The sequence below is a fragment of the Sandarakinorhabdus glacialis genome (assembly GCF_014643455.1).
Lineage (GTDB): Bacteria > Pseudomonadota > Alphaproteobacteria > Sphingomonadales > Sphingomonadaceae > Sandarakinorhabdus > Sandarakinorhabdus glacialis.
In genome coordinates this window covers 22,345-49,237 of record NZ_BMJM01000005.1, presented here as the reverse complement: position 1 = coordinate 49,237, position 26,893 = coordinate 22,345, and the positions used below count along the sequence as shown (strand labels likewise).

Annotated in this window: 29 protein-coding genes; 14 read left to right on the top strand and 15 right to left on the bottom strand. The window is 66.9% G+C overall.

The genetic code is table 11. The features are described 5' to 3' along the window. Positions 1 to 103: 103 nt before the first annotated feature. Genes IEW98_RS08330 through IEW98_RS08305 form a run of 6 tightly spaced genes read left to right on the top strand, consistent with a single transcriptional unit; the run spans position 104 to position 6,157 of the window. Complete coding sequence (locus IEW98_RS08330) at positions 104 to 742, top strand: phosphoribosylanthranilate isomerase (protein WP_188762484.1); 639 nt, start codon at positions 104 to 106, stop codon at positions 740 to 742. Then, positions 739 to 1,956: a tryptophan synthase subunit beta gene (gene trpB / locus IEW98_RS08325; protein WP_188762483.1), complete on the top strand. Its 1,218-nt coding sequence runs from the start codon at positions 739 to 741 to the stop codon at positions 1,954 to 1,956. Before IEW98_RS08330 ends, trpB begins: the two co-directional genes overlap by 4 nt. Beyond that, on the top strand, positions 1,953 to 2,786 hold the full coding sequence (gene trpA, locus IEW98_RS08320) for a tryptophan synthase subunit alpha (RefSeq protein ID WP_243450641.1): 834 nt from the start codon (positions 1,953 to 1,955) through the stop codon (positions 2,784 to 2,786). Before trpB ends, trpA begins: the two co-directional genes overlap by 4 nt. After that, complete coding sequence (accD, locus tag IEW98_RS08315) at positions 2,783 to 3,646, top strand: acetyl-CoA carboxylase, carboxyltransferase subunit beta (RefSeq protein ID WP_188762481.1); 864 nt, start codon at positions 2,783 to 2,785, stop codon at positions 3,644 to 3,646. Before trpA ends, accD begins: the two co-directional genes overlap by 4 nt. A 43-nt stretch (positions 3,647 to 3,689) precedes the next feature. Beyond that, positions 3,690 to 5,033, top strand: a complete 1,344-nt coding sequence (locus IEW98_RS08310; protein ID WP_188762694.1) for a bifunctional folylpolyglutamate synthase/dihydrofolate synthase — start codon at positions 3,690 to 3,692, stop codon at positions 5,031 to 5,033. Positions 5,034 to 5,086: 53 nt separating this feature from the next. Next, on the top strand, positions 5,087 to 6,157 hold the full coding sequence (locus IEW98_RS08305; protein ID WP_188762480.1) for a lysozyme inhibitor LprI family protein: 1,071 nt from the start codon (positions 5,087 to 5,089) through the stop codon (positions 6,155 to 6,157). A gap of 12 nt (positions 6,158 to 6,169) precedes the next feature. On the opposite strand, the gene IEW98_RS08300 is transcribed toward IEW98_RS08305, so the two are convergent. The 5 genes from IEW98_RS08300 to IEW98_RS08280 all read right to left on the bottom strand — a co-directional run bounded on the left by IEW98_RS08300 (position 6,170) and on the right by IEW98_RS08280 (position 10,491). Further along, entirely contained in the window at positions 6,170 to 6,817 is a 648-nt protein-coding gene (locus IEW98_RS08300; RefSeq protein ID WP_188762479.1) for a DsbA family oxidoreductase, read from the bottom strand. 76 nt (positions 6,818 to 6,893) lie between these two features. Continuing rightward, entirely contained in the window at positions 6,894 to 7,736 is an 843-nt protein-coding gene (gene olsB, locus IEW98_RS08295) for a l-ornithine N(alpha)-acyltransferase (protein WP_188762478.1), read from the bottom strand. Positions 7,737 to 7,820: 84 nt separating this feature from the next. Then, entirely contained in the window at positions 7,821 to 9,149 is a 1,329-nt protein-coding gene (locus tag IEW98_RS08290; protein ID WP_188762477.1) for an AmpG family muropeptide MFS transporter, read from the bottom strand. A 62-nt stretch (positions 9,150 to 9,211) separates the two neighbouring features. Continuing rightward, positions 9,212 to 9,448, bottom strand: a complete 237-nt coding sequence (locus IEW98_RS08285; RefSeq protein ID WP_188762476.1) for a hypothetical protein — start codon at positions 9,446 to 9,448, stop codon at positions 9,212 to 9,214. 35 nt (positions 9,449 to 9,483) lie between these two features. Then, positions 9,484 to 10,491 carry a sensor histidine kinase gene (locus IEW98_RS08280; protein ID WP_188762475.1) on the bottom strand — a complete coding sequence of 336 codons (1,008 nt, stop codon included), beginning with the start codon at positions 10,489 to 10,491 and terminating at the stop codon, positions 9,484 to 9,486. Between the two features lie 228 nt (positions 10,492 to 10,719). On the opposite strand from IEW98_RS08280, the gene IEW98_RS08275 reads away from it, so the two are divergent. The 5 genes from IEW98_RS08275 to IEW98_RS08255 all read left to right on the top strand — a co-directional run bounded on the left by IEW98_RS08275 (position 10,720) and on the right by IEW98_RS08255 (position 15,364). Further along, a complete protein-coding gene (locus IEW98_RS08275) occupies positions 10,720 to 11,862 on the top strand; it encodes an aromatic ring-hydroxylating oxygenase subunit alpha (protein WP_243450639.1) in 1,143 nt (380 codons plus the stop codon). A gap of 130 nt (positions 11,863 to 11,992) precedes the next feature. Beyond that, on the top strand, positions 11,993 to 12,829 hold the full coding sequence (locus IEW98_RS08270) for a transglutaminase-like domain-containing protein (protein WP_188762474.1): 837 nt from the start codon (positions 11,993 to 11,995) through the stop codon (positions 12,827 to 12,829). A gap of 41 nt (positions 12,830 to 12,870) precedes the next feature. After that, complete coding sequence (locus tag IEW98_RS08265; RefSeq protein WP_188762692.1) at positions 12,871 to 14,073, top strand: toxic anion resistance protein; 1,203 nt, start codon at positions 12,871 to 12,873, stop codon at positions 14,071 to 14,073. A 2-nt stretch (positions 14,074 to 14,075) separates the two neighbouring features. Next, on the top strand, positions 14,076 to 14,792 hold the full coding sequence (locus IEW98_RS08260) for a hypothetical protein (RefSeq protein ID WP_188762473.1): 717 nt from the start codon (positions 14,076 to 14,078) through the stop codon (positions 14,790 to 14,792). Positions 14,793 to 14,854: 62 nt separating this feature from the next. Further along, positions 14,855 to 15,364: a YciE/YciF ferroxidase family protein gene (locus IEW98_RS08255; protein ID WP_188762472.1), complete on the top strand. Its 510-nt coding sequence runs from the start codon at positions 14,855 to 14,857 to the stop codon at positions 15,362 to 15,364. On the opposite strand, the gene dapE is transcribed toward IEW98_RS08255, so the two are convergent. The 9 genes from dapE to IEW98_RS08210 all read right to left on the bottom strand — a co-directional run bounded on the left by dapE (position 15,365) and on the right by IEW98_RS08210 (position 23,289). Next, a complete protein-coding gene (gene dapE / locus IEW98_RS08250) occupies positions 15,365 to 16,504 on the bottom strand; it encodes a succinyl-diaminopimelate desuccinylase (protein ID WP_188762471.1) in 1,140 nt (379 codons plus the stop codon). It abuts the gene before it with no gap. Beyond that, on the bottom strand, positions 16,504 to 18,141 hold the full coding sequence (locus IEW98_RS08245) for a M28 family metallopeptidase (RefSeq protein ID WP_188762470.1): 1,638 nt from the start codon (positions 18,139 to 18,141) through the stop codon (positions 16,504 to 16,506). The genes dapE and IEW98_RS08245 overlap by 1 nt, the downstream gene beginning before the upstream one ends. Positions 18,142 to 18,192: 51 nt before the next feature. Further along, positions 18,193 to 18,864, bottom strand: coding sequence for a glutathione S-transferase family protein (locus IEW98_RS08240; protein ID WP_188762469.1), 672 nt, complete (start codon positions 18,862 to 18,864; stop codon positions 18,193 to 18,195). A 25-nt stretch (positions 18,865 to 18,889) separates the two neighbouring features. Then, positions 18,890 to 19,585 carry a ribosome biogenesis GTP-binding protein YihA/YsxC gene (yihA, locus tag IEW98_RS08235; RefSeq protein ID WP_188762468.1) on the bottom strand — a complete coding sequence of 232 codons (696 nt, stop codon included), beginning with the start codon at positions 19,583 to 19,585 and terminating at the stop codon, positions 18,890 to 18,892. Next, positions 19,582 to 21,372, bottom strand: a complete 1,791-nt coding sequence (yidC, locus tag IEW98_RS08230; RefSeq protein ID WP_279380359.1) for a membrane protein insertase YidC — start codon at positions 21,370 to 21,372, stop codon at positions 19,582 to 19,584. Before yidC ends, yihA begins: the two co-directional genes overlap by 4 nt. Before the next feature lie 55 nt (positions 21,373 to 21,427). After that, positions 21,428 to 21,646 carry a membrane protein insertion efficiency factor YidD gene (gene yidD, locus IEW98_RS08225; RefSeq protein WP_188762467.1) on the bottom strand — a complete coding sequence of 73 codons (219 nt, stop codon included), beginning with the start codon at positions 21,644 to 21,646 and terminating at the stop codon, positions 21,428 to 21,430. Beyond that, positions 21,643 to 21,972, bottom strand: a complete 330-nt coding sequence (rnpA, locus tag IEW98_RS08220) for a ribonuclease P protein component (RefSeq protein WP_243450638.1) — start codon at positions 21,970 to 21,972, stop codon at positions 21,643 to 21,645. The genes yidD and rnpA overlap by 4 nt, the downstream gene beginning before the upstream one ends. A gap of 11 nt (positions 21,973 to 21,983) precedes the next feature. Further along, on the bottom strand, positions 21,984 to 22,118 hold the full coding sequence (gene rpmH, locus IEW98_RS08215; RefSeq protein WP_188762466.1) for a 50S ribosomal protein L34: 135 nt from the start codon (positions 22,116 to 22,118) through the stop codon (positions 21,984 to 21,986). 106 nt (positions 22,119 to 22,224) lie between these two features. Next, positions 22,225 to 23,289, bottom strand: coding sequence for a L,D-transpeptidase family protein (locus IEW98_RS08210; RefSeq protein ID WP_188762465.1), 1,065 nt, complete (start codon positions 23,287 to 23,289; stop codon positions 22,225 to 22,227). 95 nt (positions 23,290 to 23,384) lie between these two features. Between IEW98_RS08210 and IEW98_RS08205 the strand changes: the two genes are divergently transcribed. From IEW98_RS08205 to IEW98_RS08195, 3 genes are all read left to right on the top strand, one after another. Then, positions 23,385 to 24,224, top strand: a complete 840-nt coding sequence (locus IEW98_RS08205; RefSeq protein WP_188762464.1) for a M15 family metallopeptidase domain-containing protein — start codon at positions 23,385 to 23,387, stop codon at positions 24,222 to 24,224. Then, entirely contained in the window at positions 24,221 to 25,444 is a 1,224-nt protein-coding gene (argJ, locus tag IEW98_RS08200) for a bifunctional glutamate N-acetyltransferase/amino-acid acetyltransferase ArgJ (protein ID WP_188762463.1), read from the top strand. Before IEW98_RS08205 ends, argJ begins: the two co-directional genes overlap by 4 nt. Positions 25,445 to 25,520: 76 nt before the next feature. After that, positions 25,521 to 26,432: a glutathione S-transferase family protein gene (locus IEW98_RS08195; protein ID WP_188762462.1), complete on the top strand. Its 912-nt coding sequence runs from the start codon at positions 25,521 to 25,523 to the stop codon at positions 26,430 to 26,432. A 127-nt stretch (positions 26,433 to 26,559) separates the two neighbouring features. On the opposite strand, the gene trxA is transcribed toward IEW98_RS08195, so the two are convergent. After that, on the bottom strand, positions 26,560 to 26,880 hold the full coding sequence (gene trxA, locus IEW98_RS08190) for a thioredoxin (protein WP_188762461.1): 321 nt from the start codon (positions 26,878 to 26,880) through the stop codon (positions 26,560 to 26,562). Positions 26,881 to 26,893: the final 13 nt, after the last annotated feature.

The following is a 26,893-nucleotide window of genomic DNA, read 5'->3' as shown; positions in this document are numbered from 1 at the left end:
GCGCGGGAAGTCGCATAGTGGTGGCTCGATACGGTAAGGGCCCCCTCACCCCGGGCCGCGGAGGCGCGTCTCTCGCCCTCTCCCGCGAGGGGAGAGGGGAGCGGTGACGACGGATTTCAAGGTTTGTGGGCTGTCGACGCCGGAGACTGTCGATGCGGCGATCAAGGCGGGGGCGCGCTACCTCGGGTTCGTGTTTTTCCCGCGGTCGCCGCGGCATTTGACGCCTGAGCGAGCGGCCGGGCTGATTGCGGCGGTGCCGGCGGGGATCGGCAAGGTCGCGGTGCTGGTCGATGCCGATGATGCGTTGATCGACGCGGTGCTGGCGGCGGGTATCGACACTTTGCAGCTGCATGGCCACGAGACGATCGACCGGGTCGGCGGCGTGCGGGCGCGGACCGGGCGGCCGGTGTGGCGGGCCAGCGGAGTCGCGACGCGTGCCGATATCGCGCAGGCGATTGCCTCTGCGGGACCGGTCGATCGATTGCTCCTCGATGCAAAGGCGCCCCGGGAGGCGGTATTGCCGGGCGGAAACGGCGTGGCATTCGACTGGCAACTGATGCTAGGCGTTTCCCCGCCGATGCCCTGGGGGCTTTCCGGCGGGTTGGATGCCGGCAATGTCGGCGCGGCGCTGGCGGCCCTGAAGCCGGCGTTCGTCGATGTTTCATCGGGTGTAGAGGATGCTCCGGGCGTGAAATCTGTTTCGAAGATCATGGCCTTTGCCAACGCGGTGCGCGGCGCATGAACGTGCACGCACCAAGCCTGCGCAGCGGCCCTGATGCCGACGGGCATTTCGGGGCGTTCGGCGGGCGCTATGTCGCCGAGACGCTGATGCCGCTGATCCTCGACCTCGAGAAAGCCTATCGCGCGGCGCAGGTCGACCCGGCGTTCAAGGCCGAATTCGATTATCTGATGACGCATTATGTCGGCCGCCCGAGCCCGATGTATTTCGCCGAGAGCCTGACGGATCATCTGGGCGGCGCAAAAATCTATCTGAAGCGCGACGAGCTCAATCATACCGGCGCGCACAAGATCAACAATTGCATCGGCCAGATTTTGCTCGCCAAGCGCATGGGCAAGACGCGGATCATCGCCGAGACGGGTGCCGGGCAGCACGGGGTCGCCACGGCGACCGTCGCGGCGCGGTTCGGGCTGCCGTGCGTCATCTATATGGGCGCGCGTGACATCGAGCGGCAGGCGCCGAACGTGTTCCGGATGAAGCTGCTCGGCGCCGAGGTGCGCGCGGTCGAATCGGGATCGCGGACATTGAAGGACGCGATGAACGACGCGCTGCGCGACTGGGTGACGAATGTGGACGACACGTTCTACATCATCGGTACTGCCGCCGGGCCGCACCCGTATCCCGAGCTGGTCCGTGATTTCCAGAGCGTCATCGGCCACGAGGCGCGCGAGCAGATCCAGGCCGCCGAGGGGCGCCTGCCCGATATGCTGGTCGCGGCGATCGGCGGCGGATCGAACGCCATCGGGCTGTTCCATCCGTTCCTCGACGATGCGTCGGTGCGGATCATCGGCGTCGAGGCGTCGGGACATGGCATCGACAGCGGCGCGCACGCGGCCTCACTGGCGGGCGGGCGCGCCGGGGTGCTCCACGGCAACAAGACGATGCTGTTGCAGGACGAAGATGGCCAGATTGCCGAGGCACACAGCATCTCGGCGGGGCTGGATTACCCGGGGATCGGGCCGGAACATGCGTGGCTGCATTCGATCGGCCGGGTCGAGTACCAGTCGGCGACCGACGCCGAGGCGCTGGAGGCGTTCAAGCTGTTGTGCAGCACCGAGGGCATTATCCCGGCACTCGAACCGGCGCATGCGCTGGCGGCGGTGATGCGAATTGCGCCGACGCTGGCAAAGGACCAGGTCATCGTGATGAATCTATGCGGGCGCGGCGACAAGGACATTTTCACGGTGGCGGACGCGCTTGGGGTGACGTTGAAGTGAGTGACCGTCTTTCCGCGCGGTTTGCTGCCTGTGCTGCCGAGGGGCGCGCGGCGCTGGTGACGTTCGTGACTGCCGGCGATCCGGACATGACGACGTCGGCGGAGATCCTGCGCGCGCTGACCGCCGCCGGGGCCGATATCGTCGAGCTTGGCATGCCGTTTACCGATCCGATGGCGGATGGCGCGTCGATCCAGCTCGGCAATATCCGCAGCCTGGGGTCGGGCACCAAGCTGCGCCATGTGCTGGCGATGGTCGCCGAATTCCGCAAGACCGACGATGCGACGCCGATCATCCTGATGGGTTATTTCAATCCGATCCTGGCTTATGGCTGCGCGCGCTTTGCCGTCGATGCCAAGGCTGCCGGGCTCGATGGCACGATCGTCGTCGATTTGCCGCCGGAGGAAGCGGCCGAGCTGGTTCCCGATCTGACGGCGCATGGCCTCCACCTGATCCGGTTGGCGACCCCGACGACAAGCGCGGCGCGGCTGCCGCGGGTTCTCGACGGTGCGTCGGGGTTCCTCTATTATGTCGCGGTGGCCGGCGTCACCGGTGCCAATGCGGCAACGCCGACCGATGTTGCCGACGCCGTCGCCCGGTTGAAGCGTTCGACCGACCTGCCGATCGCGGTCGGGTTCGGGGTGCGCACGCCCGAGCAGGCGGCCGCGATCGCAGCGACCGCCGATGCCGTCGTCGTCGGTTCGGCGATCGTCGATGTCATCGGGTCGGCGGCCGCCGAGCGCGCCAATGACATTCCGGCGCGCGTCGGTACGCTCGTCGCCGGGCTTGCCGCCGCGGTGCGCGGTGCCAGACAAAAGGACAAAGCGGCATGAGCTGGCTGACTCGCACCCGCCAACAATTGACCGGATTCATGTCGCGGCGCGAGACGCCCGACAATTTGTGGACCAAGTGCCGCAATTGCGGCGCGATGGTCTATACCAAGGAATTCGAGGAGAACCTGTCGGTCTGCCCGCGCTGCGACCATCACGAGCGCATTGGCCCGAAGGTGCGATTTGCCCAGGTCTTCGACGGCGACTATGCGCCCGTTGCCGTCGACAAGGTCGCCGAGGACCCGATCAAGTTCCGCGACCAGAAACGCTATGTCGATCGGCTGCGGGCGGCAAAGGTCGCGACCGGCGAGCCCGAGGCAATGACTGTCGGCGACGGCAGCATCGGCGGCGTTCGCGCCATCGTCGCCGTCCAGAATTTTGCCTTCATGGGCGGATCGATGGGCATGGGCGTCGGCGAGGCGTTCCTGGCCGGTGCACGCGCCGCCGTCGCGGCGGAGGTGCCGTTCGTCATTTTCACCGCAGCGGGCGGCGCGCGGATGCAGGAGGGCATCCTCAGCCTGATGCAGATGCCGCGCACCACCGTTGGCATCGCCGAACTGAAGGAGGCGCGGCTGCCCTATGTCGTCGTGCTGACCGATCCCACCACCGGCGGGGTCACCGCCAGCTATGCGATGCTCGGCGATATCCAGATCGCCGAGCCCAAGGCGCTGATCGGCTTTGCCGGGCAGCGGGTGATCGAGCAGACGATCCGGGAAAAGCTGCCCGAGGGCTTCCAGCGCGCCGAATATCTGCTGGCGCACGGCATGCTCGACATGGTCGTCCACCGGTCCGAGCTGAAGGACACGCTGGCCAGGCTGCTGGCCATGCTGACCGCGCGCCGCATCGCCGAACCGGCCCGATGACGACCGGCGTGATGACGACGCATTTTTCGTGACGACCGGAGCCATGATGGAACGCGCGCGCTCGACCAACGCGGTGCTCGATGCGCTGCTGCAGGCCGCCTATGCGCTGCATCCCGCCGAGATCGACCTGTCGCTGGGGCGGCTCGAGCGGCTGTTGTCGCGGCTGGGCAATCCGCACGAGAAGATGCCGCCGGTGTTCCATGTCGCGGGGACCAACGGCAAGGGCTCGACAGTGGCGTTCCTGCGGGCATGTCTCGAGGCGTCCGGGCGGCGCGTGCATGTCTATACCTCGCCGCATTTGATCAGGTTCAACGAGCGCATCCGCATTGCCGGCAAGATCGTCGAGGACGAGGCGCTGGCCGAATTGCTGCGCGAGATACTGAAGCGCAACGCCGGCCAGCCGATCACGTTCTTCGAGCTGACGACGGCGCTGGCGTTCCTGGCCTTTGCCCGCGAGCCCGCCGACGCCTGTGTCATAGAGGTCGGGCTGGGCGGGCGCATGGACGCCACCAACGTCATCGCCAGGCCGCTGGTGACCGGTATTGCGCAACTGGGCCTCGATCATCAGCAATGGCTGGGCGACACTATCCTCGACATCGCCCGTGAAAAGGCCGGCATCGCCAAGAAGGGCGTGCCGATGGTCATCGCGCGCTATCCCAAGGCGATCACTGCGCGCATCGGCGAAGTCGCGGGCGTGGCGGGCGCGTTGCTGCGGATTCGCGGCGACGACTGGGACGCCGCCGTTTACGAAGGCGCGCTGCACTACCGCGATACGGCGGGCCGCGTTGCCTTGCCGCTGCCGCGCCTGGCGGGGGCGCACCAGTACGACAATGCGGCGCTCGCGGTGGCCATGCTGCGCGCCCAGACGCTGTTGCCGATGCCCGACGGGGCGCTGCGTGCCGGCATGGGCTGGGCCGAATGGCCGGCGCGGTTGCAGCGTCTCGATGCGGGCGCCTTGCTGGCGCGGTTGCCGGCCGGCAGCGAGCTTTGGATCGACGGCGGTCATAATCCCGCCGCCGCGCGCGCCATCGCCGATCATTTCCGCACTGCCAGCGCCGGGGTCGGGGCGATCGCCGACCGGCCGTTTTACCTCGTGCTCGGCATGTTGTCGGTCAAGGATGCCGCCGGCTTCGTCAAGCCGTTCACCGGGCGCGCCACCGCCATCTACGCAGTCCCGATCGAAGGCCATGCCAGCCACGCACCCGAAGACCTGGCCCGGATTGCCCGCGAAGCCGGGTTGCCCGGGCAGGCCAGCGCCGACGTCGCCAGCGCATTGGCCGAGATCGCGCGTTCGGCCGACCGCGCCCGGCCGCCGATCGTGCTGGTCGCCGGTTCGCTCTACCTTGCTGGGGCGGCGCTCGCCGCAAACGGGCAGAACGCCGGCTGAGGCGTTCGCAACCGACAGGCTATGTTCACGTTTCGGGGCAGAGAGGGAAGCTCATGCCCGATAACGAGGATTGGCGCCGGCAGCGCGCCGAAGAACTTGGCCTGATCGATACGGGACCGTGGCTCGGCAAGCGCGAGCGCGTGGTGCCGGCCGGGGTCAAATCGCCGCCGGCTGCGGGGGAGCCGCCAAAGCCGTTGCCCGAGACCCTGCGCAGCCCGCCGAAAGCGGTGCCCGAGCCGCCGAAAGCGGTGCCCGAGCCGCCGAAGGCGGTGCCTGCATCGCCAAAAGCGGTGCCCGAACCACCCAAGGCCACACTTGCGCCGCCCCCGATACCCGAGCCTGTGGCGAGGCTGCCGGTGACGCCGCCGCCGGTGGCGCGCCCGCCTGCTACGGTCATGCCGCCCGCGGTGTCGGCTGCAACTGCGCCGATCTTGCCGCCGCGTAGCGTGTCACCGTCGCCGGCTCGCCTGGCAGTGCTCCGGCCGGGAGCGATCGTCCTGAAACCGTGGATGGGGCTGGTTGCCGGTGTTGCCTTGCTCACCGCGGCCGGGCTGGGCTGGCAGCTGCGCGAGGTCGCGGCACCCGAGATTTTCACGGCTCCACCACCGATCGCAGCGCCGCCGATCGATATGCGGGCCCGGAATGCACCGGCGCCGGTGTCGCCGCTTCCAATTACCGAGGACACGCGCGCTGTCGCCGCCGGGACGGCCGCCTCGGCAATGGCGATCCCCGAGCCGATGGCAGCCAAATCCTCGGCCGCACCGGCGCTCGCTGCGCCCGGCATGTCCTTGTCGGCCGCACCGGTGCCACCGCCCCTCCCGGCGCCGGCATTGCAGGAACCCGGTTCCCCCGCCCGGCCGGTACCGACGAGCACGCCAGGCCCCAGCTTCAGCTGCGAGCGCGTCGTAACCGATATCAGCCGGATGATCTGCGCCGACCCCGACCTTGCGGCGCTCGACCGCGTGATGGCCAGCCGTTACCGCGCGCGGGTCGGCCGGGTCGATGTCGAGACCGAGCGCCGGCTCGACCAGGACCAGTCGGACTTCCGTAACGCGCGCAGCCAGTGCGCGGACGCGCAATGCGTCGAATGGCTATACCGGCAGCGCATCGGCGAACTCGAATAGCCATTTCGGCGTTCAGCTTTCGGCAGCGATGCTGCGGATGGCCTTTTCAAATGCCGCGACCGGCTGGCCACCGCTGATCAGGTATTTTCCATCGATTATGACCGCTGGCACTGCGGTGATGCCCTGTTCGCGCCAGAAGCGTTCGTCGCGCCGGACATCGTCGATATAGGCGCCGCTGGTCAGGATCTCGCGCGCTGCATCGCCGCCCAACCCGGCCGCGACAGCCGCATCGACGAGGACTTCGCGGTCGCCGAGGTCGCGGCCCTCGGTGAAGTGCGCCGTGAACAGCGCCATCTTCAGCGCGTGCTGGCGGTCGTGCTCGCCGGCCCAATGCAGCAGGCGGTGACAGTCGAACGTGTTCCAGATGCGGCTGTCGGGTCCGGTCTGCATGGCAAAGCCAAGGCCCTCCGCGGTCGTCCGGATAAGGTCGCGCGTGCCCTTTGAGCGCTCCGGGTCGGTGCCGTATTTCTGGGCGATATGCTCGCCGATGTTCTGCCCCTCGCGCGGCATGTCGGGATTGAGCTCGAACGGCTGAAAATGGATCTCGGGGGTCACCACGTCGCTGGCGTTGGCGAGTGCGGTTTCGAGCGATTTCAGCCCGATGATGCACCACGGGCAGACGACGTCGGAAACGAAATCGATGCGCATCGGCTTGGTCATGGCTTGGCTCCTGTCGGCGCGATTTACGCCTTGGAGACCGCCGGGTGCAAGACTGGCCTTTCGGCCAGCGTCGCGGCTAGACGGCGTCGCCCGTACCGAAACGCGCGGCATAGCGGCTGGTGATGCGGTCGACGGGCATGACCACGAACACGTCGACGGTATTGAATTGCCGGTCGACGAAGCCGCCGTCGCCGATCATCGCGCCGACGCGAAGGTAGCCCTTGATCAGCGGCGGCAACGCGCGGGCGGCGGCGCGGGTGTCGATCGAGGCGGCGGGCAGGCGATCCATCGGGACGTGGTTTTCAGGGAGCGCCCGGGCGCGCAGTTCGGGCGGTGCGAGGTGGTGGTGATAGAGGTACGAAAGCTCGGCGGTATGGAGCACCGGGTCGGCGCCGTGGAGCGAGGCGCAGCCGAACATATGGCCGATGCCGTGGAGGTCGAGGTACGAGGCGATGCCGCGCCACAACAGCGTGATCGTCGCGTTGTTGCGCCACGCCGGGGCGACGCAGCTGCGGCCGAGCTCGAGCAATTTGCCGCCGAACGGGGACTGGGCGATCAGCGACGACAGGTCGTACTCGCTGGCGGAGTAGAAGCCGCGATGCGCCGCGGCGACGTCCTGGCGGAGCAGGCGATAGGTGCCGACGACATGCGGGCGGCCACCCGGGCCGTGGTCGATGACGAGCAGATGGTCGCAGATCGCGTCGTAATCGTCGATGTCGCGGCGCTCGCGCTGCATGGCGGCAGTCGGCCTGGCGCCCATCTCGTCGTAGAATATCTGGTAGCGCAGCGCCTGTGCCGCGGCGATTTCCTCGTCCGACACCGCCAGGCGCACATCGAGTTGGCCGGTGCGGTGGATGAAGGGCGCCTGCGACAGCAGATGCGGCGCGATGGCGGTCGGGAGGCTGAGGGCAAGACCCATGAACATCGACTCCGGGGGCAGCGCCGGGAAGCGCGCTGCGGCGGCTGTAGCCTGTGAATGTTACAATGAGGGTATGGTTGCGTGTCAGGCCGGATCAGGCTCGTCCGGCCGATCGGGGATGGTGTCGTCCACAAGCCCGGCGCGCATCATGTAGAGGAACAGGAATATGCCCGGCAACGCCAGCACTGTCGTCAGCAGGTAATAATTCACATAGCCCATGCCCTCGATCAGCGCGCCGGCGGTGGTGCCGCCGAGGAAACGCCCGGTGATCGAGGCGGCGGCCGACAGCAGGGCGAACTGCGTTGCGGTGAAGCGCAGGTCGCAGAGCGCCGACAGATAGGCGACGACCGCGACGCCGCCGATGCCGCTGGTGAAGTTTTCAAAGCCGATCGCCGCCGCCATGCCGGCGTTGGAATGGCCCATTGCCGCCAGCACGGCGAAGCTGAGGTTCGACACCGCCATCAGGACGAGGCTGATCAGCACCGCCTTTTTCATGCCGAAGCGCGCATAGACGATTCCGCCGACAAAGACGCCGACGAGATAGGCGATAAGCCCGAGTTGCACGTCGTAGAAGGCGATCTCCGACTTGGTGAAGCCGAGGTCGTTGAACAGCAGCCGGAAGGTCAGATTGGCCATCGTGTCGCCGACCTTGTGGAGCAGGATGAACGCCAGGGTCAGCACGGCGCCGCTGCGGCGCATGAAATCGGCGAGGGGCGCGACCACGGCGTCCTGGACCCCGGCCCAGCCGCGCAAGATCGGCCCGGTGATGGCCGGGCGCAGCGGTTCGCCGAGCGCGAAACCGGCGATGATCGCCGGCAGCGCGAACAGCGTCGCGGCGACATAGGCAAAGCTCCAGCCGCGGCTTTCGGCGAGCAGCAGCACGGCTGCGCCAGCGGCGCTCGCGCCGATGCGCCAGCCATATTGCGACATGCCCGAACCGGCGCCGAGCTGGTTGCGGGTCAGGCTCTCGATGCGGAACGCGTCGATGACGATGTCGTAGGTGGCGCCGAAAAACGCCACGGCGAGCGTTGCCGCAACCACCGGGCCAAGGCCGGCCGCGGGATCGCTGAGCCCAAGCCACGACACCGACGCCATCACGCAGATGCCAATGACCAGCAGCCAGGCCTTTCGCTGGCCGATGAGGTCGGCGAGGAATGGCAGGCGGACGCGGTCGATCAGCGGCGCCCAAAGGAATTTGATGTTGTAGAGGAGGAAGGCCAGCGTGAAGGCAGTCACCGCCTTCTTGTCGATGCCGGCTTCGGCCAGTCGCGTCGTCAGCGTCGATGCGATCATCGCGAACGGAAAGCCCGACGAGATGCCGAGGCCGAGGGCACCGAGCGGCCCAGCCTCGGTATAGGGCCGGATACCGGCGGGAACATAGGCGCGCCAGCCGGCGGCAGTCTGGGATGTCATCGGCGCACTCTAGCCGCGATTGCGCCGAGCGCGAGCCCCATTCAGCGCCCGCGAATCACAAATCAACGCTGGCGTGCGGCGGGGTTACCGGGCGCATTGACGATGACCGGCGCCAGGCAGGAATCGACTGTCCGGAAAACAGTCAGATATGTGCTGGCGGCGGGCTGTCTATCGAGGCGGTGCGGTTCGACAGCAGCACGCGCGTCGGCCGGGTGGACATGTTGGCGGGGATCGCAGCGAGCCGGAAGCAGCGGCGACGGTGCAGCGGCAATCGTGGCGGCGATCAACAACGACAACATGGCGGGCCTTTCGTGCAGGCTCGCATCATAGCGCCTTACGTCGGCAAATGCACCCGGGTTACGGCGCCGCCCTCGCTCGCCATGCTGATGTGGCCACCCATCTGCGCCGCGAGTCCGTCGACGATCCGCATGCCGAGGCCGCGGCTGGCGCCCGGATCATGCCCGGCCGGCAGGCCGATGCCATCGTCGCGTATGACCAGCACGCGGTCGCCCTCGGGGGCGGGTTCGACGGTCACCGTGATGGTTCCGCGGGCACCATCCGGAAACGCGTGCTTGAGCGAATTGGTGACGACCTCGGCGACGAGCAGCGACAGCGGCACCAGGCGTTCGAGGCCGAGCTGCATGTCGGGCACTTCGACCTTGCAGGTGATCCGGGTGTTGCCGGTGGCTTGCAGCAGTTCCTCGCAGACCGTCTGCAGATGCACCGCCAACGCCTTGCCGACGGCGGTCGGATCGTACAGCCGACGGTGGATGCGCCCCATCGTGTCGATACGGGTCACTGCTTCGTCGAACGCTTGCGCCGCCGATTCGGGCTCACGCGCGACGCGGCGCTTCTGCAGGCGCAAAAGTCCCGCGATGAAGGCCATGTTGTTCGCAACGCGGTGCTGGAGTTCGGCGAACAAATTGCGCTGCTGGTCGTACAGCCGCGCCGTCAGCTGGCGCTCCGCATCGAGGCGGTCGAGCGCCTGCTGCATGGCATGGATCAGGATGATGTCGACCGCCGAGACGGCAACGAAAAACAGCAATGGCGTGATGGTACCGGGCGCCAGCGCAAAGCTGTCGAGCCGCGGAATCAGGAAATACCACGCCGCCAGCAGCGACAGGAAGGCGCACAGCGATCCCGGCCGCGCGCCGGCGAAAAAGCTGGTGACGATGATCGCGGGGAAGAACGTCAGGAATGGAAACCCCGGCGGGAACACGCCGTCCAGCGACAGCCGGACCACGAGCGCCGCAGTGGCACTGCCGATCGCCAGCCCATAGGCCGATACCGGGTGCTCGCGCAGCCTGCCGGCAACCGAAAGCCGATGACCCGATTCCGCCATTCAGCGGCCCGACATGCCGGGCGCCGGACACCGGAGCGATACAATATTCATGCCCTGCCCGCCCCCGATGACCGGGCCAACGCCCAAAACCTGTTCTGCCTGTGTGACATGGGTCCTGTCCATATCATGAATTTCGCCGAAACATGGGACATGATGACGCCGTCTAGCGTTCCTGCCAGCTTTCAGCCATGTCGAAACGCGCGTAACGTGCTGAGCATGGACCTGCATATGCCCTTTCGGCGCCCGACACCCGGCCAGCTCGCCCTCGCCGAGGCGATCCCGGCGGCGGCTGGCAAGACGGTCCCGGCGAAGACCTCGACGATCGCGGCCGACGTCTATACCAGCCCGGCGCGGTATGAGCGCGAGCGCGAGCGGCTGTTCGATGCCTACCCCGTCATCCTTGGCCCGTCGGCGCTGCTGCCCGGGCCCAATACCAGCGTTACCCATGATGGCTTCGGCGTGCCGCTGTTGATCACCCGCGACGGAAAGGGCGTGTTGCGCGTCTTTCTCAACGTCTGCCGGCACCGCGGCACCCGGCTGGTCGAAGGCTGCACCGTCGCGCATGGCCCGGCACTGGTCTGCCCCTATCACGCCTGGACCTATGCGATGGATGGCCGGCTGAAGGGGCTGCCCCGTCCGGAGACGTTTCCCGGCCTCGACAAGTCGAACCGCGGTCTTGTCGAGATGCCGAGTGTCGAGGCGGGCGGGCTGATCTGGGCCGGGCTCGACCGGATGCGCAGCTATGATTTCAGCCTGGCTGCGGGACCGCTGGCGGCAGATTTCGACGCGCTCGATTTTGGCGGGCAGCATCTTTATGCCCGCGCGCTGCACGACGTCCCGGCGAACTGGAAGCTGATCATGGATGCTTTCAACGAAAGCTATCATGTCGTCCGCCTCCACGCCGCGACCATCGCGCCGTTCTTCCAGGACGGGGTTTCGACCGGCGACACCATCGGGCCGCATGCACGCTCCGCCGTGGGGCGGCTGGCGGCGCTCGAGGCGACCGATTTCGGCGACATGGTGCAGCTGCGCCGCGCCGTTACCTTTGCCTATCAGCTGGTGCCCGCCGTCATCGTCGTGGCGTCGCCCGACTACATCAACATCATGACGCTGATGCCGCAATCGGTGAACCGGACTTTGGTAGAGGACTTCATGCTGATCCCCACCGCGCCGGCGACCGAAAAGGCCGAGGCGCACTGGGCAAAAAGCTGGAGATTGCTCGACCAGGGGGTGTTCGGCGGCGAGGACTTCCGCGCCGCCGGGCTTGGCCAGCAGGGGCTCGAATCGGGGGCGGTCGACCATGTCCTGCTTGGCGGTCTCGAACAGGGCGTGAAGCGCTTTCACGACACCGTCGACGCGCTGATCGCCTGACGCGCGCGCCGGCCGGCCCGACGCTAATAATTCACTGCGCGAATCAGCCGGCGCGTGCGAAACGCGCGTCCGGCTCGCGCGTTCGCGTCGGCCTCCCGATTTCCGTCTTTGCCCCGCCAGGAGTCCGTCGTTGCGCGTTCAGGTCCAGTCTCGCCTTGCCTATAATTTTGCCGAACCCACCGAAACCATTGCGGTGGTCCTGGCTGCACACGCCTCGGGACAGACGATCGAAAGCGAAAAACTGGCCTACTCCAACGGCGTGCGGCTGTCGGAATCGGTCGATCCGGTCAGCGGCGGGCGCTTGCTGCGCGGCCGGCTCGATGGGCCGTTCTGGATCGAATATTCGGCCATCGTCCGCCTCGCACCGCGGCTCGAGCTGCCCGCCGCGCTCCAGGTCGCGCCGTGGTCGCAGCTGCCGGTCGGGGTCCTGCCGTATCTGCTGCCCAGCCGCTATTGCCCGGTCGACCAGTTCCTGCGCTTTGCCCAGCGCCAGTTCGGCCACATTGCGCCGGGCGGCGCGCGGGTTCTCGCCATCCTCGACTGGCTCCACGAGAACCTCGATTATTGCCACGGCGTCTCGACCGGAACGACCAGCGCGTCGGAAACCTTCATCGACCGCGCCGGCGTCTGCCGCGATTTCACGCATCTTGGCATCACGCTCTGCCGCGCCGCAGGGGTCCCGGCGCGCGCCGTGTCGGCCTATGCGCTGCACCTCGACCCGCCAGACTTTCATGCGGTTTTCGAGGTTTTCCTCGATGGCGGCTGGTGGCTGGTCGATCCGACGCGATTGGCGCCGATCGGCGGCATGGTCCGCATCGCGCACGGCCGCGACGCCGCCGACATCGCCTTCCTGACGACGGCCGGCCCCGTCCGCCAGACCGACATGCGCGTCACGGTGACGGAAATCGCGCCACCAAGCCTTGTCAAACCGTCCTACAATACTGACACAGTGGAGGAAGCCGCGTAGCTCTGCTATCAAGGCGACCAGACGTGACGGAAGGGATAAAGATGGCCAAGGTCGAGGCAACGGAAACCGCAATCAAGCTCGAGGCGCCGGTAGCGATCAGCGCGATTGCTCCGGCACAGGCCGCCGGGCTGGTGCCATTGAAGACTGAACAGGTGACCGAGCTCGAAGCGCGCGTCGACACCTTCATCGCCGACCTGGTCGCCAAGGACGCCGCCAGCCCCGAGTTCGGCAAGGAAGTCGAAAAGCTGGCCAATCTGGGCGCCACCGAGATCGCCAGCGCCGCCGGCCAGTCGAACCGTTTCCTCGATCGCCCGGTGCGCGCGATGGACAAGGAAACCGGCATCGGCGCCGACCTGACCCAATTGCGCGCCACCATCGAGGATCTCGACCCGAGCCGGCGCGGCGACCTGACGACCAAGAAAAAGCTGTTCGGGCTGATCCCGTTCGGCGGCGACAAGCTGCGCGGCTATTTTGACAGCTATAAATCGGCGCAGTCGCACATCTCGGCGATCCTGGGCCGGTTGAAGGACGGCAAGGACGAACTCCTCCACGACAACGCCGCCATCGATCAGGAACGCGCCAATCTGTGGACGGCGATGGGCAAGCTCGAGCAGATGGTCCACGTCTCGAAGACGCTCGACAAGCGGCTCGAGGAAAAGGCCATCGAGCTCGACTACACCGATCCCGCCAAGGCCAAGGCGATCCGCGAGACGGCGCTATTCTATGTCCGCCAGCGTTCGACCGACTTGCTGACCCAGCTGGCGGTATCGGTGCAGGGCTACCTGGCGCTCGATCTCGTCAAGAAGAACAACGTCGAACTGGTCAAGGGCGTCGACCGTGCCTCGACGACGACTGTGGCTGCGCTGCGGACCGCTGTGACCGTGGCACAGGCGCTGACCAACCAGCGGCTGGTGCTCGAATCGATCGGCGCGCTCAACACCACGACGGCGAACATGATCGATTCGACCGGGAACCTGCTCAAGACGCAGACCGCCGCCATCCACGAGCAGGCCGCCAGCAGCACGATCCCGATCGAGACGCTGCAGCGCGCCTTCCAGAACGTCTATCAGACGATGGACGCGATCGATGCGTTCAAACTGAAGGCGCTCGATTCGATGAAGACGACGGTCGACACACTGTCGACCGAAGTTGAAAAGAGCCGCGGCTATATCGCGCGCGCCGAGGGGGCCAGCCAGGCCCGGCTCGACAACAAGGGCGCGTCGCCGTTCGAGGCGCTGAACTGATCATGGCCGATCCGGGCACCGTCATCGACCGCAACGAGGAACGCCTGCAGCGGCTGGCGATGGGCGAGGCCGCCCAGCGCGCCCGCTCGCGGCGGCGGCAGCGGACAACGGCGAAGTTCGGCAAGCGCGTCGCTCGTGCTGGCATGACCGGTGCCGCGATCATCCTGGCGCTGATCCTGTGGGGGCTGATCATCGGCCCGGTCGGCACGACGGTCCTCGTGCTTGCCGTGCTGTTCGGGCTGTTTGCGACAATGGCGGCAGCAATCTCGGTGCGCGACGAGCCCGAGCCGCGCAACCTGGGTGAAGCGGCGCCTGCCGCCCTGCCCGCTGCGACCGATGCCTGGCTCGACCGCCGGCGCCGCGAACTGCCACGCCTCGCTGCGCCGCAGGTCGATGCGATCTCGGCCAAGCTGGCGACGCTCGAGACGCAACTGGCCGCGGCGTCGCCCGCCGATCCGGTGGCACAGGACCTGCAACGCCTGCTCGGCAAGCATCTGCCCGAACTGGTCGAACGCTATACCCGCGTGCCCGCCGAACAGCGGGCCCGGACGCTCGACGACGATGGCCGGACGATCGAGACGACGCTGATCGACGGGTTGAAGGTCGTCGATGCCGAACTTGCCCGCGCGTCGGACGCGCTGGCCGCCGCCGACCGCGATGCCATGGTCGTCCACGGCAAATTTCTCGAGAGCCGGTATAATGGAGACCCGTCGGTTTAGGTGGGAACGGGGCTGCGTCTCGGGCGTCTTTTCACGGACGCAACCTGAACTGGAGAGAGACGATGTCCGACGCCCCCGAATCGCTCGAAGACCTGTACATCGACGAATTGAAGGACCTGTGGTCCGCCAATGACCAGATGCAGCGCACAGTGAAGAAGATCGCCGGCAAGGCCAGCGAGCCCAAGCTGAAGGAAATGCTGGCGACGTCAATGGACGGCATCGCCAAGCACACCGACATCCTCAAGGGGCTGATCGTGGCGCAGGGCGAAAAGGCCCAGAAGGAACATTGCAAGGGCATGGAAGGGCTGGTCGCCGAGGCAGTCAAGCACACGCTCGAGGAAGGTCCGGAAAAGGGCCCGCTGCTCGATGCGCAGATCATCGCCCAGTATCAGCGCATGACGCATTACGGCATCGCCGGCTTCGGCACGGCAGCGGCCTTCGCCAACGCGCTCGGGCTGAAGGAAGACGTGAAGCAGTTGAAGCTTGCCACCAAGGAAATCTATGGCGGCGATCAGTATGCGACGATGCTGGCCGAGACGCTAGTCAACATCGACGCCGAGGAGGAAGCCTGATCAGCGGGTGAAAACCTGTTGTAGTACATGGTCGTAGATATCGGCGAGGGCGGCGAGGTCGGTGACCGCGACGCTCTCGTCGGCCTTGTGCATCGAGGCTCCAACGAGCCCGAACTCGACAACCGGGCACAGCCGGCGGATGAAACGCGCGTCGGACGTGCCGCCGCTGGTCGACAGCGCCGGCTTCGTCCCGGTCACCGCCAGCACGGCCTGGGTGACGATATCCGACAAGGGGCCGGGCTCGGTGAGGAATGCTTCACCGGAAATCCTGACGATGATTTCGGCGGAGGGCGCGTGGGCCGATACGGTTTCGCGCACCCAATCCGACAGGTCAGGCCCGCGGTGGAGATCGTTGAAGCGGATGTTGATCCGCGCGCGCGCCTGTGCCGGGATGACATTGGTCGCCGGGTTGCCCACGCCGATGTCGGTGATCTCGAGGTTCGAGGCGTCGAACCAGTCGCTGCCGCTGTCGAGCACGCGCGCCTTCAAGTCCGCCAGCGCCGCCACCAGCCGGGTCACCGGATTACCGGCGCGCTGTGGATAAGCGACGTGCCCCTGCGCACCGTTGACGGTGATCCAGGCGTTGAGCGAGCCGCGCCGGCCGATCTTGATGGTGTCGCCGAGCTGCTGCGCTGAGGTCGGTTCGCCGACAAGACACATATCCGGCACCAGTCCCTGCGCTTCGAGCCAGGTCAGCATCGGCTGGGTGCCGAAGGTCGCCGGCCCTTCCTCGTCGCCGGTAATGATGAGCGAAACGCGGCCCGGCGCACTGCGCTCGACATGCCGCGCGGCGGCAGCAACGAAGGCGGCGATCGCGCCCTTCATGTCGGCGGCACCGCGACCGATCAACTGGCCATCGGCGATTTCGGCAGCGAACGGATCGGCGCTCCACTGGGCGATATCGCCGGTCGGCACGACATCGGTATGCCCGGCAAAGGCGAAATGCGGTGATCCGCTGCCGTATGTGGCGAACAGATTGTCGATCGGCCCGTCGGGCGCTTCGCCGAAACGCAGCCGATGCACCTCGAAGCCCAGCGCCAACAGCGCGCCCGCCAGCACGTCTTGCGCGCCCGCATCGGCCGGCGTGACGCTGGGGCAGCGGATCAGCGCCTGCGCCAATGCGAGTGCGTCGTGCGTCATCAGCGCGCCACAGCCTTGGGCCGCGTCGCCTTGACCGCCTTGGGCGCAAAACTGTCGCCGAAATAATCGCCAGCGTACCAGTGCGGACGCTCGGCGCCATCGGCGATCTCACGCGCGATCAAATAGTTGACCCGTGCGTATTTGGCCCCGGCTGCCCAGTCGATCGGCTGCTTCATGTCGTCGCTCGGCTGGTGATAATCGGTCGACAGGAAACGCTCCCACGCCGCCTTGCCGCCATTCGCGAACCCGGTGGCGAGCAGCAACGCCGGCACGCCGCGCTTGACGAAGGTATAATGATCGGAGCGCACGAAGATCGTCTCGGCGGGCATCGGATCGGGCGAGAGTGTCACTCCGGCCTTGGCGACGGCGCGCGAAATCGCCTCGCCCATCGTCGAGTGATCGCCGCCGAACGTAATGACGTCGGTGAACGGATAGAGCAGCAACGGCTGATCGAGATCGACGACGCCGGCGATCGTGTCGATCGGTACCGGCGGGTTGTTGGCGACGGCCTCGGCCCCCAAAAGCCCCTTTTCCTCGGCGGTGCTGGCGACGAAGATCAGCGACCGCTTCGGCTTGACCGCATCGCCGCCGAAGGCATGCGCGGCCTCGAGCATCACCGCGGTGCCGGCGGCGTTGTCGAGCGCGCCGTTATAGATATTGTCGCCGGTTTTGTCGGCGCGGACGCCGAGATGGTCGAGATGCGCCATCATCACAACGCTCTCTGCCTTGAGCACCGGGTCGCTGCCCGGGATCATGCCGACGACATTCGCCGTCTCGACCTTGCGCTGGGTCGAAGTCGTCGCGATTCGCGCCCGCGTCGCCAGCGCGAAACCCCTGGGCTGGCCGCCTTCCTTGTCGGCCGCGGCGAGGATATCGGCCATCGGCTGCCTGGCGCCGGCGAACAGCGCTGCGGCGGCCACCGGGCTGAACGACGCCTGCGCCTTCAGGCCGGGGGCGGCCACGAACGGCGTGCCATCGGGCTTGACCCAGGTCATCGACGGAACGTTCGCCGTTTGCAGCGAGCGGTCCCAGGGCCGGAGCTTCATCGATTGCAGCGAGGGGATAGTGATGAAGCCGATGGCGCCGCGATCCGACGCCATGCGGGGCTTGAGCCGGCTGAGATGCGCGGTGATCTCGCTCGGCGGGCCCTTGGGAATGCCCGACAGTACGGCGACGATCTTGCCGCGCACGTCGAGCCCGGCATAATCGTCATGGCCCTGTTTGGGCGCGTCGAGGCCGAAGCCGGCGAACACCACCGGCGCCTCGACATCGGACGTCGCCGCGGTCTGGCTGGCGCTGATGATGACCTCGCCAGCGTGCGGGAATGTCGTAGGCGCGCCCTTTGTGGGGGTAATCGTGACCCGGCCCGGCGCCGCGATGCTGGCTTCGGACAGCGTCACCGGCTGGAGCCAGCTGCCGTCCTTGCCGGCCGGCAGCACGCCATAGCCGGCCAGTTGCGTCGCCACATAGCGCGCCGCGATCTCGTGGCCGCGCGTACCGGTGCCGCGGCCTTCGAGCAGGTCGTCGGACAGGAAAGCGACGTGCGACTTGACGCGATCGGCGGAAAAATCGGGCTCGGCGGCGAGCAGCGGCGCTGCATGAAGTCCAAGGGCAGCAGCGCACAGCAGCAGCTTCATCGAATTCTCCGGAAAAGTGATTGGATCAGGCGGGCACGCCGCCGGCAATTTTCAGGCGGGAACGCCGCCCGGGACGGGATAGCGGTCGAACGGATAGTCCTCCGCCTTGGCCGCGGCGACCCATTCGCTCATCCAGGGATGCGCCAGCACGGCGTCGACATAAGCGCGCGCGGTGGCGCTAACGGGCAGGCCATAGGTGTCGACCCGCGTCACCACTGGCGCGTACATGACATCGGCGGCGCTGAACGCCCCGAACAGCCACGGCAGGTCGGTATCGCCGCCGAATTTGTCGCGGGCTTCGCTCCACAGCGCGTCGATGCGGGCAACGTCGGCGGTGATCTCGGCGGTCGGGGCAAAGCTGGGGAAGCGCTCCTTGAGGTTCATCGGGCAGCCGCTGCGCAACGCTCCAAAGCCCGAATGCATTTCGGCGCTGATCGAATAGCAGAGCGCCCGCGCCGGCAGTTCGCGCGGGTAGAATCGGTCACGCCCGCCCTTGTCCGCCAGCCATTCGATGATCGCGGCGCTGTCCCATACGGGGGTCTTGCCGTCCCACAGCACCGGCACGCGGCCCGATGGCATGTCGTTCTTGGCCTCGCCGCTGGTCCAGGCCGGGGTATCCATCGGGATGATCACCGTTTCGAACGGCAGGCCCGAAAGCTTGGCCGCCAGCCAGCCGCGCATCGACCAGCTCGAATAGGCCCGGTTGCCGATGATGATCTTCATGCGATCGCCCCTTTGGTAATGCGTGTCAGCTTTGCGCCGCGGTCATCACCGCGAGCCGCAGTTCGGCCATGCCGGCACCGGTTTCGGCCGATGTCGCCAGGATTTCGGGAAAGGCGGCGACATGCGTGCGCGCGATCGCCTCGACGCCGGCCATGGTGGCCGTCAGCGCCGTCGGCTTGATTTTGTCGGACTTGGTCAGCACCAGCTGGTAGCTCACCGCCGCCTTGTCGAGCATCGTCATGATCTCGAGATCGACTGCCTTGAGCCCATGCCGCGCATCGACGAGGACGAGCACGCGCTTGAGCACGACGCGGCCGCGCAGATAATCGAGGATCAGCCGCTTCCACCGCGCGACCAGGTCCTTGGGCGCCTCGGCATAGCCATAGCCGGGCATGTCGATCAGCCGCAGCACGCGCGGCTCGCCGACGTCGAAGATGTTGAGCTCCTGCGTCCGGCCTGGCGTGTTCGACGCGCGCGCCAGCCCCTGCCGGCCGGTCAGCGCATTGAGCAGCGACGACTTGCCGACGTTGCTGCGCCCGGCGAAAGCGATCTCGGGCACGTCGGGATCGGGCAGGAACTGCAATTCGGGGGCTGACAGTTTGAACTCGACCGGCCCGGAGAACAGCCGGCGCGCGTCCTCGATCGCCCAGTCGCGCGCCTTGGCCGCCTTGGCGACGGCGACGGGATCGAACTGTTCGTCGTCGGCGAATTCGATGCTCATTTCACACTCGTAGGTTTGACCGTGCCCGGCTTGACGGTAATCGCCTCGGGCGGCGTCGCCGGCATCGGGTATTTGCGCAGCATGAACCATTGTTGCGCGATCGACACGAGATTGTTGACGATCCAGTACAGCTGCAGGCCGGCGGCGAACGGCGCCATGATGAACATGAACATCCACGGCATGATCGCGAAGACCTGCTTCTGCACCGGGTCGAGCGGCGTCGGGTTCATGCGCTGCTGAAGCCACATGGTGACGCCCAGGATGATCGGGAAGATACCGATGGCGATCATCGCCGGCGGCGTCCACGGGATCAGCCCGAACAGGTTGAGCGGGGTCATTGGATCGGGCGCCGACAGGTCGGTGATCCACAGCGCGAACGGCTGGTGGCGCATTTCGGTCGACAGCAGCAGCGTCTTGTAGAGCGCGTAGAAGATCGGGATCTGCAAAACCAGCGGCAGGCAGCCGGCGAGCGGATTGACCTTTTCGGTCTTGTACAGGACCATCATCTCCTGCTGGGCCTTCAGCTTGTCGCCCTTGTTGCGCTCCTGGATGGCCTTCATCTTGGGCGCGACGATGCGCATCTTGGCCATGGATTCATATTGCTTGTTGGCGATCGGGAACAGCGCGGCGCGGACGATCAGCGTCAGGCAGATGATCGCCAGGCCGAAGTTGCCGGTAAACGTGAACAGCCAGCTCAGCAGTTTGTAGATCGGCTGGGCGATGAAGCCGAACCAGCCCCAGCTGATCGCCAGGTCGAGATGCGGCACGTTGAGCGACGTCATGTAACCGTCGAGCAGCTTGATCTCCTTGGCGCCGGCATAGAAATGCGCCGTCGTCTGGGCGATCTTGCCGGGCTGGACGGCGATCGGCACGCCGAGGAAATCGGTCTGGAACTGGTCGCCCGGCGCGGATGCAAAGCGTGCGTCGATCTTTTCCTTCTGGTCGGGGATGACCGCCGCCAGCCAGTATTTTTCGGTAATGCCGAGCCAGCCGCCCGTGGTGGCGTAGGTCTTGGCGCCGCCTTCTTGCAGCTTCTTGTACTCGATCTCGCTATCCCGCAGCGTCCCGTCAATCACGCCGATCGGGCCGACGTGAAGGTTGAACGCGGTCTTTTCCACACCCTCGCCGTGACGCGAGACCAGCCCCCAGGGCTGGACGTTGACGGGCGCCGCGCTGCCGTTGGCGACGCGCTGGTTGACGGTGAACAGGAAATCCTTGTCGACGGCGATGACCTGCTCGAAGCGCACGCCGGCGGGCGAGGTCCAGGTCAGCGTTACCGGCGCGGCGGGGGTCAGGCGGGTCGAACTCGCCGTCCACAATGCGTCGACCGGTGGCACGCCCGGCCCGGCCCAACCGAACTGGCCGAACCACGCGTCGATGACTGGGCTTGGGCTGAGCAGGCGGACCGGCGGCGAGGTCTTGTCCTTGGTCTCGCGATACTGGGTCATCACCAGATCGTCGAAACGCGCGCCCTTGAGGTTGATCGAGCCCTGCAGCCGCGGCGTGTCGACGATGACGCGCGGGCTGGCGGCGAGCACGGCTTTGCGGTCACCGACCGGGGCGACCACGCCGGCAACTGGGATTGCACCGGGCACGGCAGCGGCGACGCCCGGGCTGGCTGTCGTCGTTGCCGAAGGAGTCGTTGCCGAAGGGGCTGCAATCGGTGCACTGGCCACCACGACAGGCTTGGCCGGTGGAAAATATTTCTCGCTGAAGAACGTCCAGCCGAGCAGCACGAGCGCCGACATCAGCACGGCAACGATCATGTTGCGGTTGTCTTGGGTCACAATCGACTCTTCTTCAAAACGGCTGCGCAGGCAGGAATGCCGCGCCTATAGCCTGTCACGGGACCGGGTCATAGCCCGACCCGCCCCATGGATGACAACGACCGATCCGGCGCAGCGCCAGCCACAAGCCCTTGACCGCGCCATGCTTCTGCAGCGCCCCGATCGCATAGGCCGAACATGAGGGCGCGAACCGGCAGCTCGGCGGCATAATCCGGGACAGCGTCAGCTGGTACAGCCGGATCGGCAGCACCAGCACACGGCCGGCAAGGCTCATCGCTGCGCTTTTGCCAGCGCGCGTTCGAGATCGCGGCGCAGCTCGGCAAAATCGCGTTCGATGCCGCCTTCGCGGCCGATCAGAACATGGTCGGCGCCCGGCGTTCCGGCCTGTGGCAGCAATTGGCGCGCCAATGCCCGCAGGCGGCGCTTCATGCGGTTGCGGACCACCGCACCGCCGATCTTCTTGGTGACGGTATAGCCGGCGCGGATCAGCTCGTCACTGTCGCCGCGCGGTTGTACCAACAGGATGAAGCCGGACGTTACCGCCCGGCGACCCTTGTTTGCAGCCAGGTAATCACGCCGCAACCGGATGGTTGCCAGCACCGGCACAGGATTTAGGCGGAAAGCTTCTTGCGGCCCTGGGCGCGGCGGTTGCGGATGACGGTGCGGCCACCCGGGGTCGCCATGCGCGAACGGAAGCCGTGGCGACGGGCGCGGACGAGCTTCGAAGGCTGGTAGGTACGCTTCATGTCAAAAATCCATCTCAGCCGGCGGGCACACGCCCCAACCGCAAATTCAAGAGGCGGCGCATAGGGGCAGGCGGCAAAAGAGTCAATCCGCCTGCCCTCCTTTGCCTTATGCCGAACGCCCGCGGAATACGACCTTGGTGCCCTGCTTGACCGCGCCCGCCAGATCCTTGGCGTCCCAGTTGGTCAGCCGCACGCAGCCATGACTCTCGGCCTTGCCGATGGTCTCGGGATGCGGCGTGCCATGGATGCCATAGGTGTCGCGGGTCAGGTCGATCCATGTCGATCCGACGGGGTTGTTCGGTCCCGGCTGGATGGTCAGCTTTTCGGACTTGCCGCCCTTGGCCTTGAACGTCAGCCGGCTCGGGTCGAACGTATAGTTCGGCGACGGCGCCACCGTGCGCACCGCCCAGGTTCCCGACGGCGCCGGCATGTCGCTGCTGCCGACCGTCGCCGGGTACGCGGCGACCAGCTTGCCGCCGGCATCCATCGCCCGCAGCGCGCCGCTTTTCTTGTCGACGCTGATCGACGCCACCGCCGGCAGTTCGCCGCGCACGGTATTGGCAACGAGCAATTCGGTGCCGACAGCGTCGAACTTCGCCCCCGGGTTCATCGCGATGAGCAATTTCTCGTCCATATGGGCCCGCTCGGCGATCGATTCGCTGACCGACATCCAGGTCATGTTGGGCCGCTTTGCCATCGCTGCATAATCGCCGGGTTCGACCGGTGCCGCGAACGGCCCCGCGACGTCCTCGACAACCAAGGTATAGCTGCGGATCACCGGCGCCGGATCGCCCGCCACCAGCCGCTGCCACGTCACCGCGTCGAGCTTGCCGTTGACCGGCAGGCCCTCGGCCTCCTGGAACGCCCGCAGCGCCAGCCGCAGGTTGCTGCCGGTGGTGCCGTCAACGACGCCGGGCGAGAAATGCCGCCTGTCGAGGAGCACCTGCGCGCGGATCAGCTGGCGGCGCAGCGCCGCCTTGTCGCCGACCGTCGCCATCCCTTGCGTATTGATGGCCTCGGCGAGCGGGCTTTTGGACACCGGGACTGCCGCCGCCGCCGGGGCGACCGGTACGGTGGGTGTGGGTGCTGCCGGCGCAACGGGAGCCTGGGACCAGGCCATCGTCGCCGGCGCGAGGGCGAGACCCATGGCGATAAAAAGCTTGCTCGACATCGAATTTGACCCCTGGACTGAAACACTGCGTTATCAATGATGTTGAAACCTTCGGAGCCCGTCGTGGTTCCGCTGCGTAACGAGAAGGTGTCCCGGTGCGACTGTTGCTTCTGCTCCTGTTTCTATTTGCGGCGCCGGTTGCCGCCCAGGCCGACTGCACCGCCGGCCCGGCACCCGCTGCCACCGCCAATGCCACTTCGTTCGAAACCCTTGCCTGGGCGCCGTACAAACGCCCCGAGACCGGCTGGGCGATCTATGCCAACAAGATCGCCGCCGAAATCGGCACGCGCTGCGCCGCCGACACGCCGGGATTCACTGCGGCGCTCGCTCGCTGGCAAGCCGCCAACAAGCTGGCTCCGACCGGCGTTTTCGACCTGCCGGGCTTTGCCGTGATGAAGACCAAATGGACCCTGGCCCGCCCGTTCGCGCGCCTGATGCGCGGCGGCGCCTGCCCCGAACCACCCGACGCGTCCCGTCTCGCCACTGCCAGCCCCGCCGAAAGCTATGGCGGCAAGTCGATCCAGCAACGCGCCGACGCACTGGCCGCCTACCGCCGGATGATCGCCTCGGCGCGGGCATCGTTGCCGCCCGGCGGCGATCCGAACTGGTTCACCATCTTCTCGGGCTTCCGCTTGCCGCTCGACGACGATGTCCGCTGCATCATCGACAATAATTGCTACGGCGTCGTCCGCGCCAATTGCTCGGCGCATCGCACCGGGCTGGCCTTCGACCTGCACGTCGGCGCCGCGGCGGGGTTTGGCCCCGATTCATCCGACAACAGCAACCGGCGCTTCATGACGCGCACGCTGGCCTATCGCTGGCTGGTCAGCAACGCCGCGCGCTTCGGCTTCGTCAATTATGTCTTCGAGCCATGGCATTGGGAATGGAGTCCACCCTCGACAAGTAAAGCCACCCCCGGCAAGACCCCGGCATGACCGTTTCCCCCCTCGCCCGCCCGTTCCCCGACATGGCGCCGATCGCCGGCGTCCGCCTCGGCACGGCGACGGCCGGCTACAAGGCCTGGGCCCGCGCCGATGTGACGCTCGTCGAGCTGGCCCCCGGCACCGCCGTCGCAGGGGTCCTGACGCGCTCGCGCTGCCCCTCCCCCGAGGTCGACCTGTGCCGCCAGCGCCTGCCCGGCGGCCGGGCCCGCGGGCTTGTGATCAACGCCGGCAACAGCAATGCCTTTACCGGCCTGACCGGCCGCGAAGCCGCCGAGGCGCAATCCGCCGCCGCCGCCGCGCTGCTCGGCTGCGGTTCCGGCGAAGTCTTCGCCGCCTCGACCGGCGTCATCGGCGTGCCGCTGCCGCGCGAGAAAGCCGTCGCCGGCGTCACCGCCGCGCACGCCGCGCTGGGCAGCGCCAGCTTCCACGATGCGACGGTCGCCATTGGCACCACCGACACGTTCGCCAAGGGGGCGGTAACGACGGCAATGATCGGCGAGGTGAAAATCACCCTCAGCGGCATCATCAAGGGCAGCGGCATGATCGCCCCCGACATGGCGACGATGCTCGGCTTCGTCTTCACCGATGCCGCGGTGTCGCCCGATTTCCTCCAGGCCGCGCTCGCCGCCGCCAACGCCAGAACCTTCTCCTGCATCACCGTCGACGGCGACACCTCGACGTCTGACACCATCCTCGCCTTTGCAACGGGCGCTGCGGGCAATTCGGAGCTGACCGGCTGGTCGTCGCCCGGCGCCGACGCCTTTGCCGCCGCGCTGGCGGACCTGTGCCGGCAGCTGGCACAGCTCGTGGTGCGTGACGGCGAAGGCGCGAGCAAGTTCATCGCCATCACCGTCACCGGCGCCGAGGACGACCGCGCCGCGCACCGCATCGCCATGAGCATCGCCAACTCGCCGCTGGTCAAGACCGCCATCGCCGGCGGCGACGCCAATTGGGGCCGCGTCGTCATGGCCGTCGGCAAGGCCGGCGAAGCTGCCGACCGCGACCGGCTGTCGATCCGCTTCGGCACCACCGAGGTCGCCGCCGGCGGCGCTGTCGTGCCCGGCTACGACGAAGCCCCCGTCACCGCGCATCTCGCCGGCGAGGACGTCGACATCCTCGTCGATATCGGGCCCGGGGATGGCCGCGCCACCGTCTGGACCTGCGATCTCACCCACGGCTACATCAGCATCAACGCCGATTATCGCAGCTGATCCTCCCTTCTAAGGGAGGGGCGGCGGGCGGGTGTCGCTGCGCTAAGACAGGTCCGACGCCAGCGAAGGACCGCAGATGATCCCGATTCTCCACCATTATGAAACATCGCCCTTTGCCGAGCTGGTCCGCGCCGCGATGGGCCTCAAGCAGCTCGAATGGCAGTCGGTGATCATCCCCAACATCCTGCCCAAGCCCGACCTGACCGAGCTGACCGGCGGCTATGCGCGCACGCCGGTGCTGCAGATCGGCGCCGACATCTACTGCGACACCGCCGCCATCCTGCACGCGCTCGACGAGTTCAAGCCCACGCCGAGCCTGTACCCGGCCCCGCTCGGCAGCCTTCACAAGGTCATCGCCAACTGGGCCGGCGGGGTGCAGTTCTTTGCCCATGTCGGTGCAGCGATGGGCACGATGCCCGCCGGCGCGATGCCGGACAGCTTCGTCGAGGATCGCAAGGGCCGCTTCGGGCTCGACATGGCGCAGCTAAGCAAGGCGACGCCGCACCTGACGTCACAGGCGCTGACCGCGGCGTACTGGCTCGACGCCAGCCTGGCGGACGGCCGCAGCTTCGTCGGCGGTGATGCGCCGGGCCACGCCGACCTCGCATTCTATTCAAATACTTGGTTCGTCCGCGGCATTCCGTTCGCCAAGGCAACATCGGACGCGATCTTCGCACTGCCCAATCTCGCCGCCTGGTTCGGCCGGGTGAAGGCCCTGGGCCATGGCACCCATTCCGAGATCAGTGCCGACGAAGCCATTGCCGTGGCTGCTGCGGCCGAGCCCGCCGCCATCAAGGGGCGTATCGACGCGCCGTTCACCGCGGGCCAGCAAGTGGCGGTCAAGACCGATGGCTCGGGCGATGCGACGCCGACCGGCAAGCTCGCGCAACTCGATCCCATTGGGATCATCATCCTGCGCAGCGGCGAACGCTGCGGCAACGTGGCGGTGCACTTTCCACGGCTGGGCCAGATGGTGATTTCGGCCTAACAACCCATCACTTCGTCATGCTGAACTTGTTTCAGCATCCATTGTGCCTCAGGCGAATGTTGGCCAGCCGCACGATGGATGCTGAAACAAGTTCAGCATGACGATCACGTTTTTATGCAAACCCGCTTTACGCGAGCTCGCCCTCGAGCCAGCTCTTGAGCTGCGACTTCGGCGCGGCGCCGACCTTGGTCGCCACGGCTTCGCCGTTCTTGAACAGGATCATCGTCGGGATGCCGCGGACGCCATAGCGAGTCGGTGCATCGGGGTTATCGTCGATGTTGATCTTGACGATATCGACACCGTCGAGCTCGTTGTTGAGCTCCTCGAGTGCCGGCCCGATCTGGCGGCAAGGCCCGCACCATTCCGCCCAGAAATCGACCAGCACCGGCTTGCCGCTGCTGATCACATCGGCGTGGAAGGAGGCGTCGGTAACGTGCTTGGCGGCCATCGGAGTTTCCTCG

Excerpts from the sequence above, each read along its gene's own strand:
- trpB (WP_188762483.1), top strand. The coding sequence starts at position 739 with ATGAACGTGCACGCACCAAGCCTGCGCAGCGGCCCTGATGCCGACGGG.
- accD (WP_188762481.1), top strand. The coding sequence starts at position 2,783 with ATGAGCTGGCTGACTCGCACCCGCCAACAATTGACCGGATTCATGTCG.
- IEW98_RS08310 (WP_188762694.1), top strand. The coding sequence starts at position 3,690 with ATGATGGAACGCGCGCGCTCGACCAACGCGGTGCTCGATGCGCTGCTG.
- IEW98_RS08305 (WP_188762480.1), top strand. The coding sequence starts at position 5,087 with ATGCCCGATAACGAGGATTGGCGCCGGCAGCGCGCCGAAGAACTTGGC.
- IEW98_RS08300 (WP_188762479.1), bottom strand. The coding sequence starts at position 6,817 with ATGACCAAGCCGATGCGCATCGATTTCGTTTCCGACGTCGTCTGCCCG.
- olsB (WP_188762478.1), bottom strand. The coding sequence starts at position 7,736 with ATGGGTCTTGCCCTCAGCCTCCCGACCGCCATCGCGCCGCATCTGCTG.
- IEW98_RS08290 (WP_188762477.1), bottom strand. The coding sequence starts at position 9,149 with ATGACATCCCAGACTGCCGCCGGCTGGCGCGCCTATGTTCCCGCCGGT.
- IEW98_RS08285 (WP_188762476.1), bottom strand. The coding sequence starts at position 9,448 with ATGTTGTCGTTGTTGATCGCCGCCACGATTGCCGCTGCACCGTCGCCG.
- IEW98_RS08280 (WP_188762475.1), bottom strand. The coding sequence starts at position 10,491 with ATGGCGGAATCGGGTCATCGGCTTTCGGTTGCCGGCAGGCTGCGCGAG.
- IEW98_RS08275 (WP_243450639.1), top strand. The coding sequence starts at position 10,720 with ATGCCCTTTCGGCGCCCGACACCCGGCCAGCTCGCCCTCGCCGAGGCG.
- IEW98_RS08265 (WP_188762692.1), top strand. The coding sequence starts at position 12,871 with ATGGCCAAGGTCGAGGCAACGGAAACCGCAATCAAGCTCGAGGCGCCG.
- IEW98_RS08260 (WP_188762473.1), top strand. The coding sequence starts at position 14,076 with ATGGCCGATCCGGGCACCGTCATCGACCGCAACGAGGAACGCCTGCAG.
- IEW98_RS08255 (WP_188762472.1), top strand. The coding sequence starts at position 14,855 with ATGTCCGACGCCCCCGAATCGCTCGAAGACCTGTACATCGACGAATTG.
- dapE (WP_188762471.1), bottom strand. The coding sequence starts at position 16,504 with ATGACGCACGACGCACTCGCATTGGCGCAGGCGCTGATCCGCTGCCCC.
- IEW98_RS08245 (WP_188762470.1), bottom strand. The coding sequence starts at position 18,141 with ATGAAGCTGCTGCTGTGCGCTGCTGCCCTTGGACTTCATGCAGCGCCG.
- IEW98_RS08240 (WP_188762469.1), bottom strand. The coding sequence starts at position 18,864 with ATGAAGATCATCATCGGCAACCGGGCCTATTCGAGCTGGTCGATGCGC.
- yihA (WP_188762468.1), bottom strand. The coding sequence starts at position 19,585 with ATGAGCATCGAATTCGCCGACGACGAACAGTTCGATCCCGTCGCCGTC.
- yidD (WP_188762467.1), bottom strand. The coding sequence starts at position 21,646 with ATGAGCCTTGCCGGCCGTGTGCTGGTGCTGCCGATCCGGCTGTACCAG.
- rpmH (WP_188762466.1), bottom strand. The coding sequence starts at position 22,118 with ATGAAGCGTACCTACCAGCCTTCGAAGCTCGTCCGCGCCCGTCGCCAC.
- IEW98_RS08210 (WP_188762465.1), bottom strand. The coding sequence starts at position 23,289 with ATGTCGAGCAAGCTTTTTATCGCCATGGGTCTCGCCCTCGCGCCGGCG.
- argJ (WP_188762463.1), top strand. The coding sequence starts at position 24,221 with ATGACCGTTTCCCCCCTCGCCCGCCCGTTCCCCGACATGGCGCCGATC.
- IEW98_RS08195 (WP_188762462.1), top strand. The coding sequence starts at position 25,521 with ATGATCCCGATTCTCCACCATTATGAAACATCGCCCTTTGCCGAGCTG.
- trxA (WP_188762461.1), bottom strand. The coding sequence starts at position 26,880 with ATGGCCGCCAAGCACGTTACCGACGCCTCCTTCCACGCCGATGTGATC.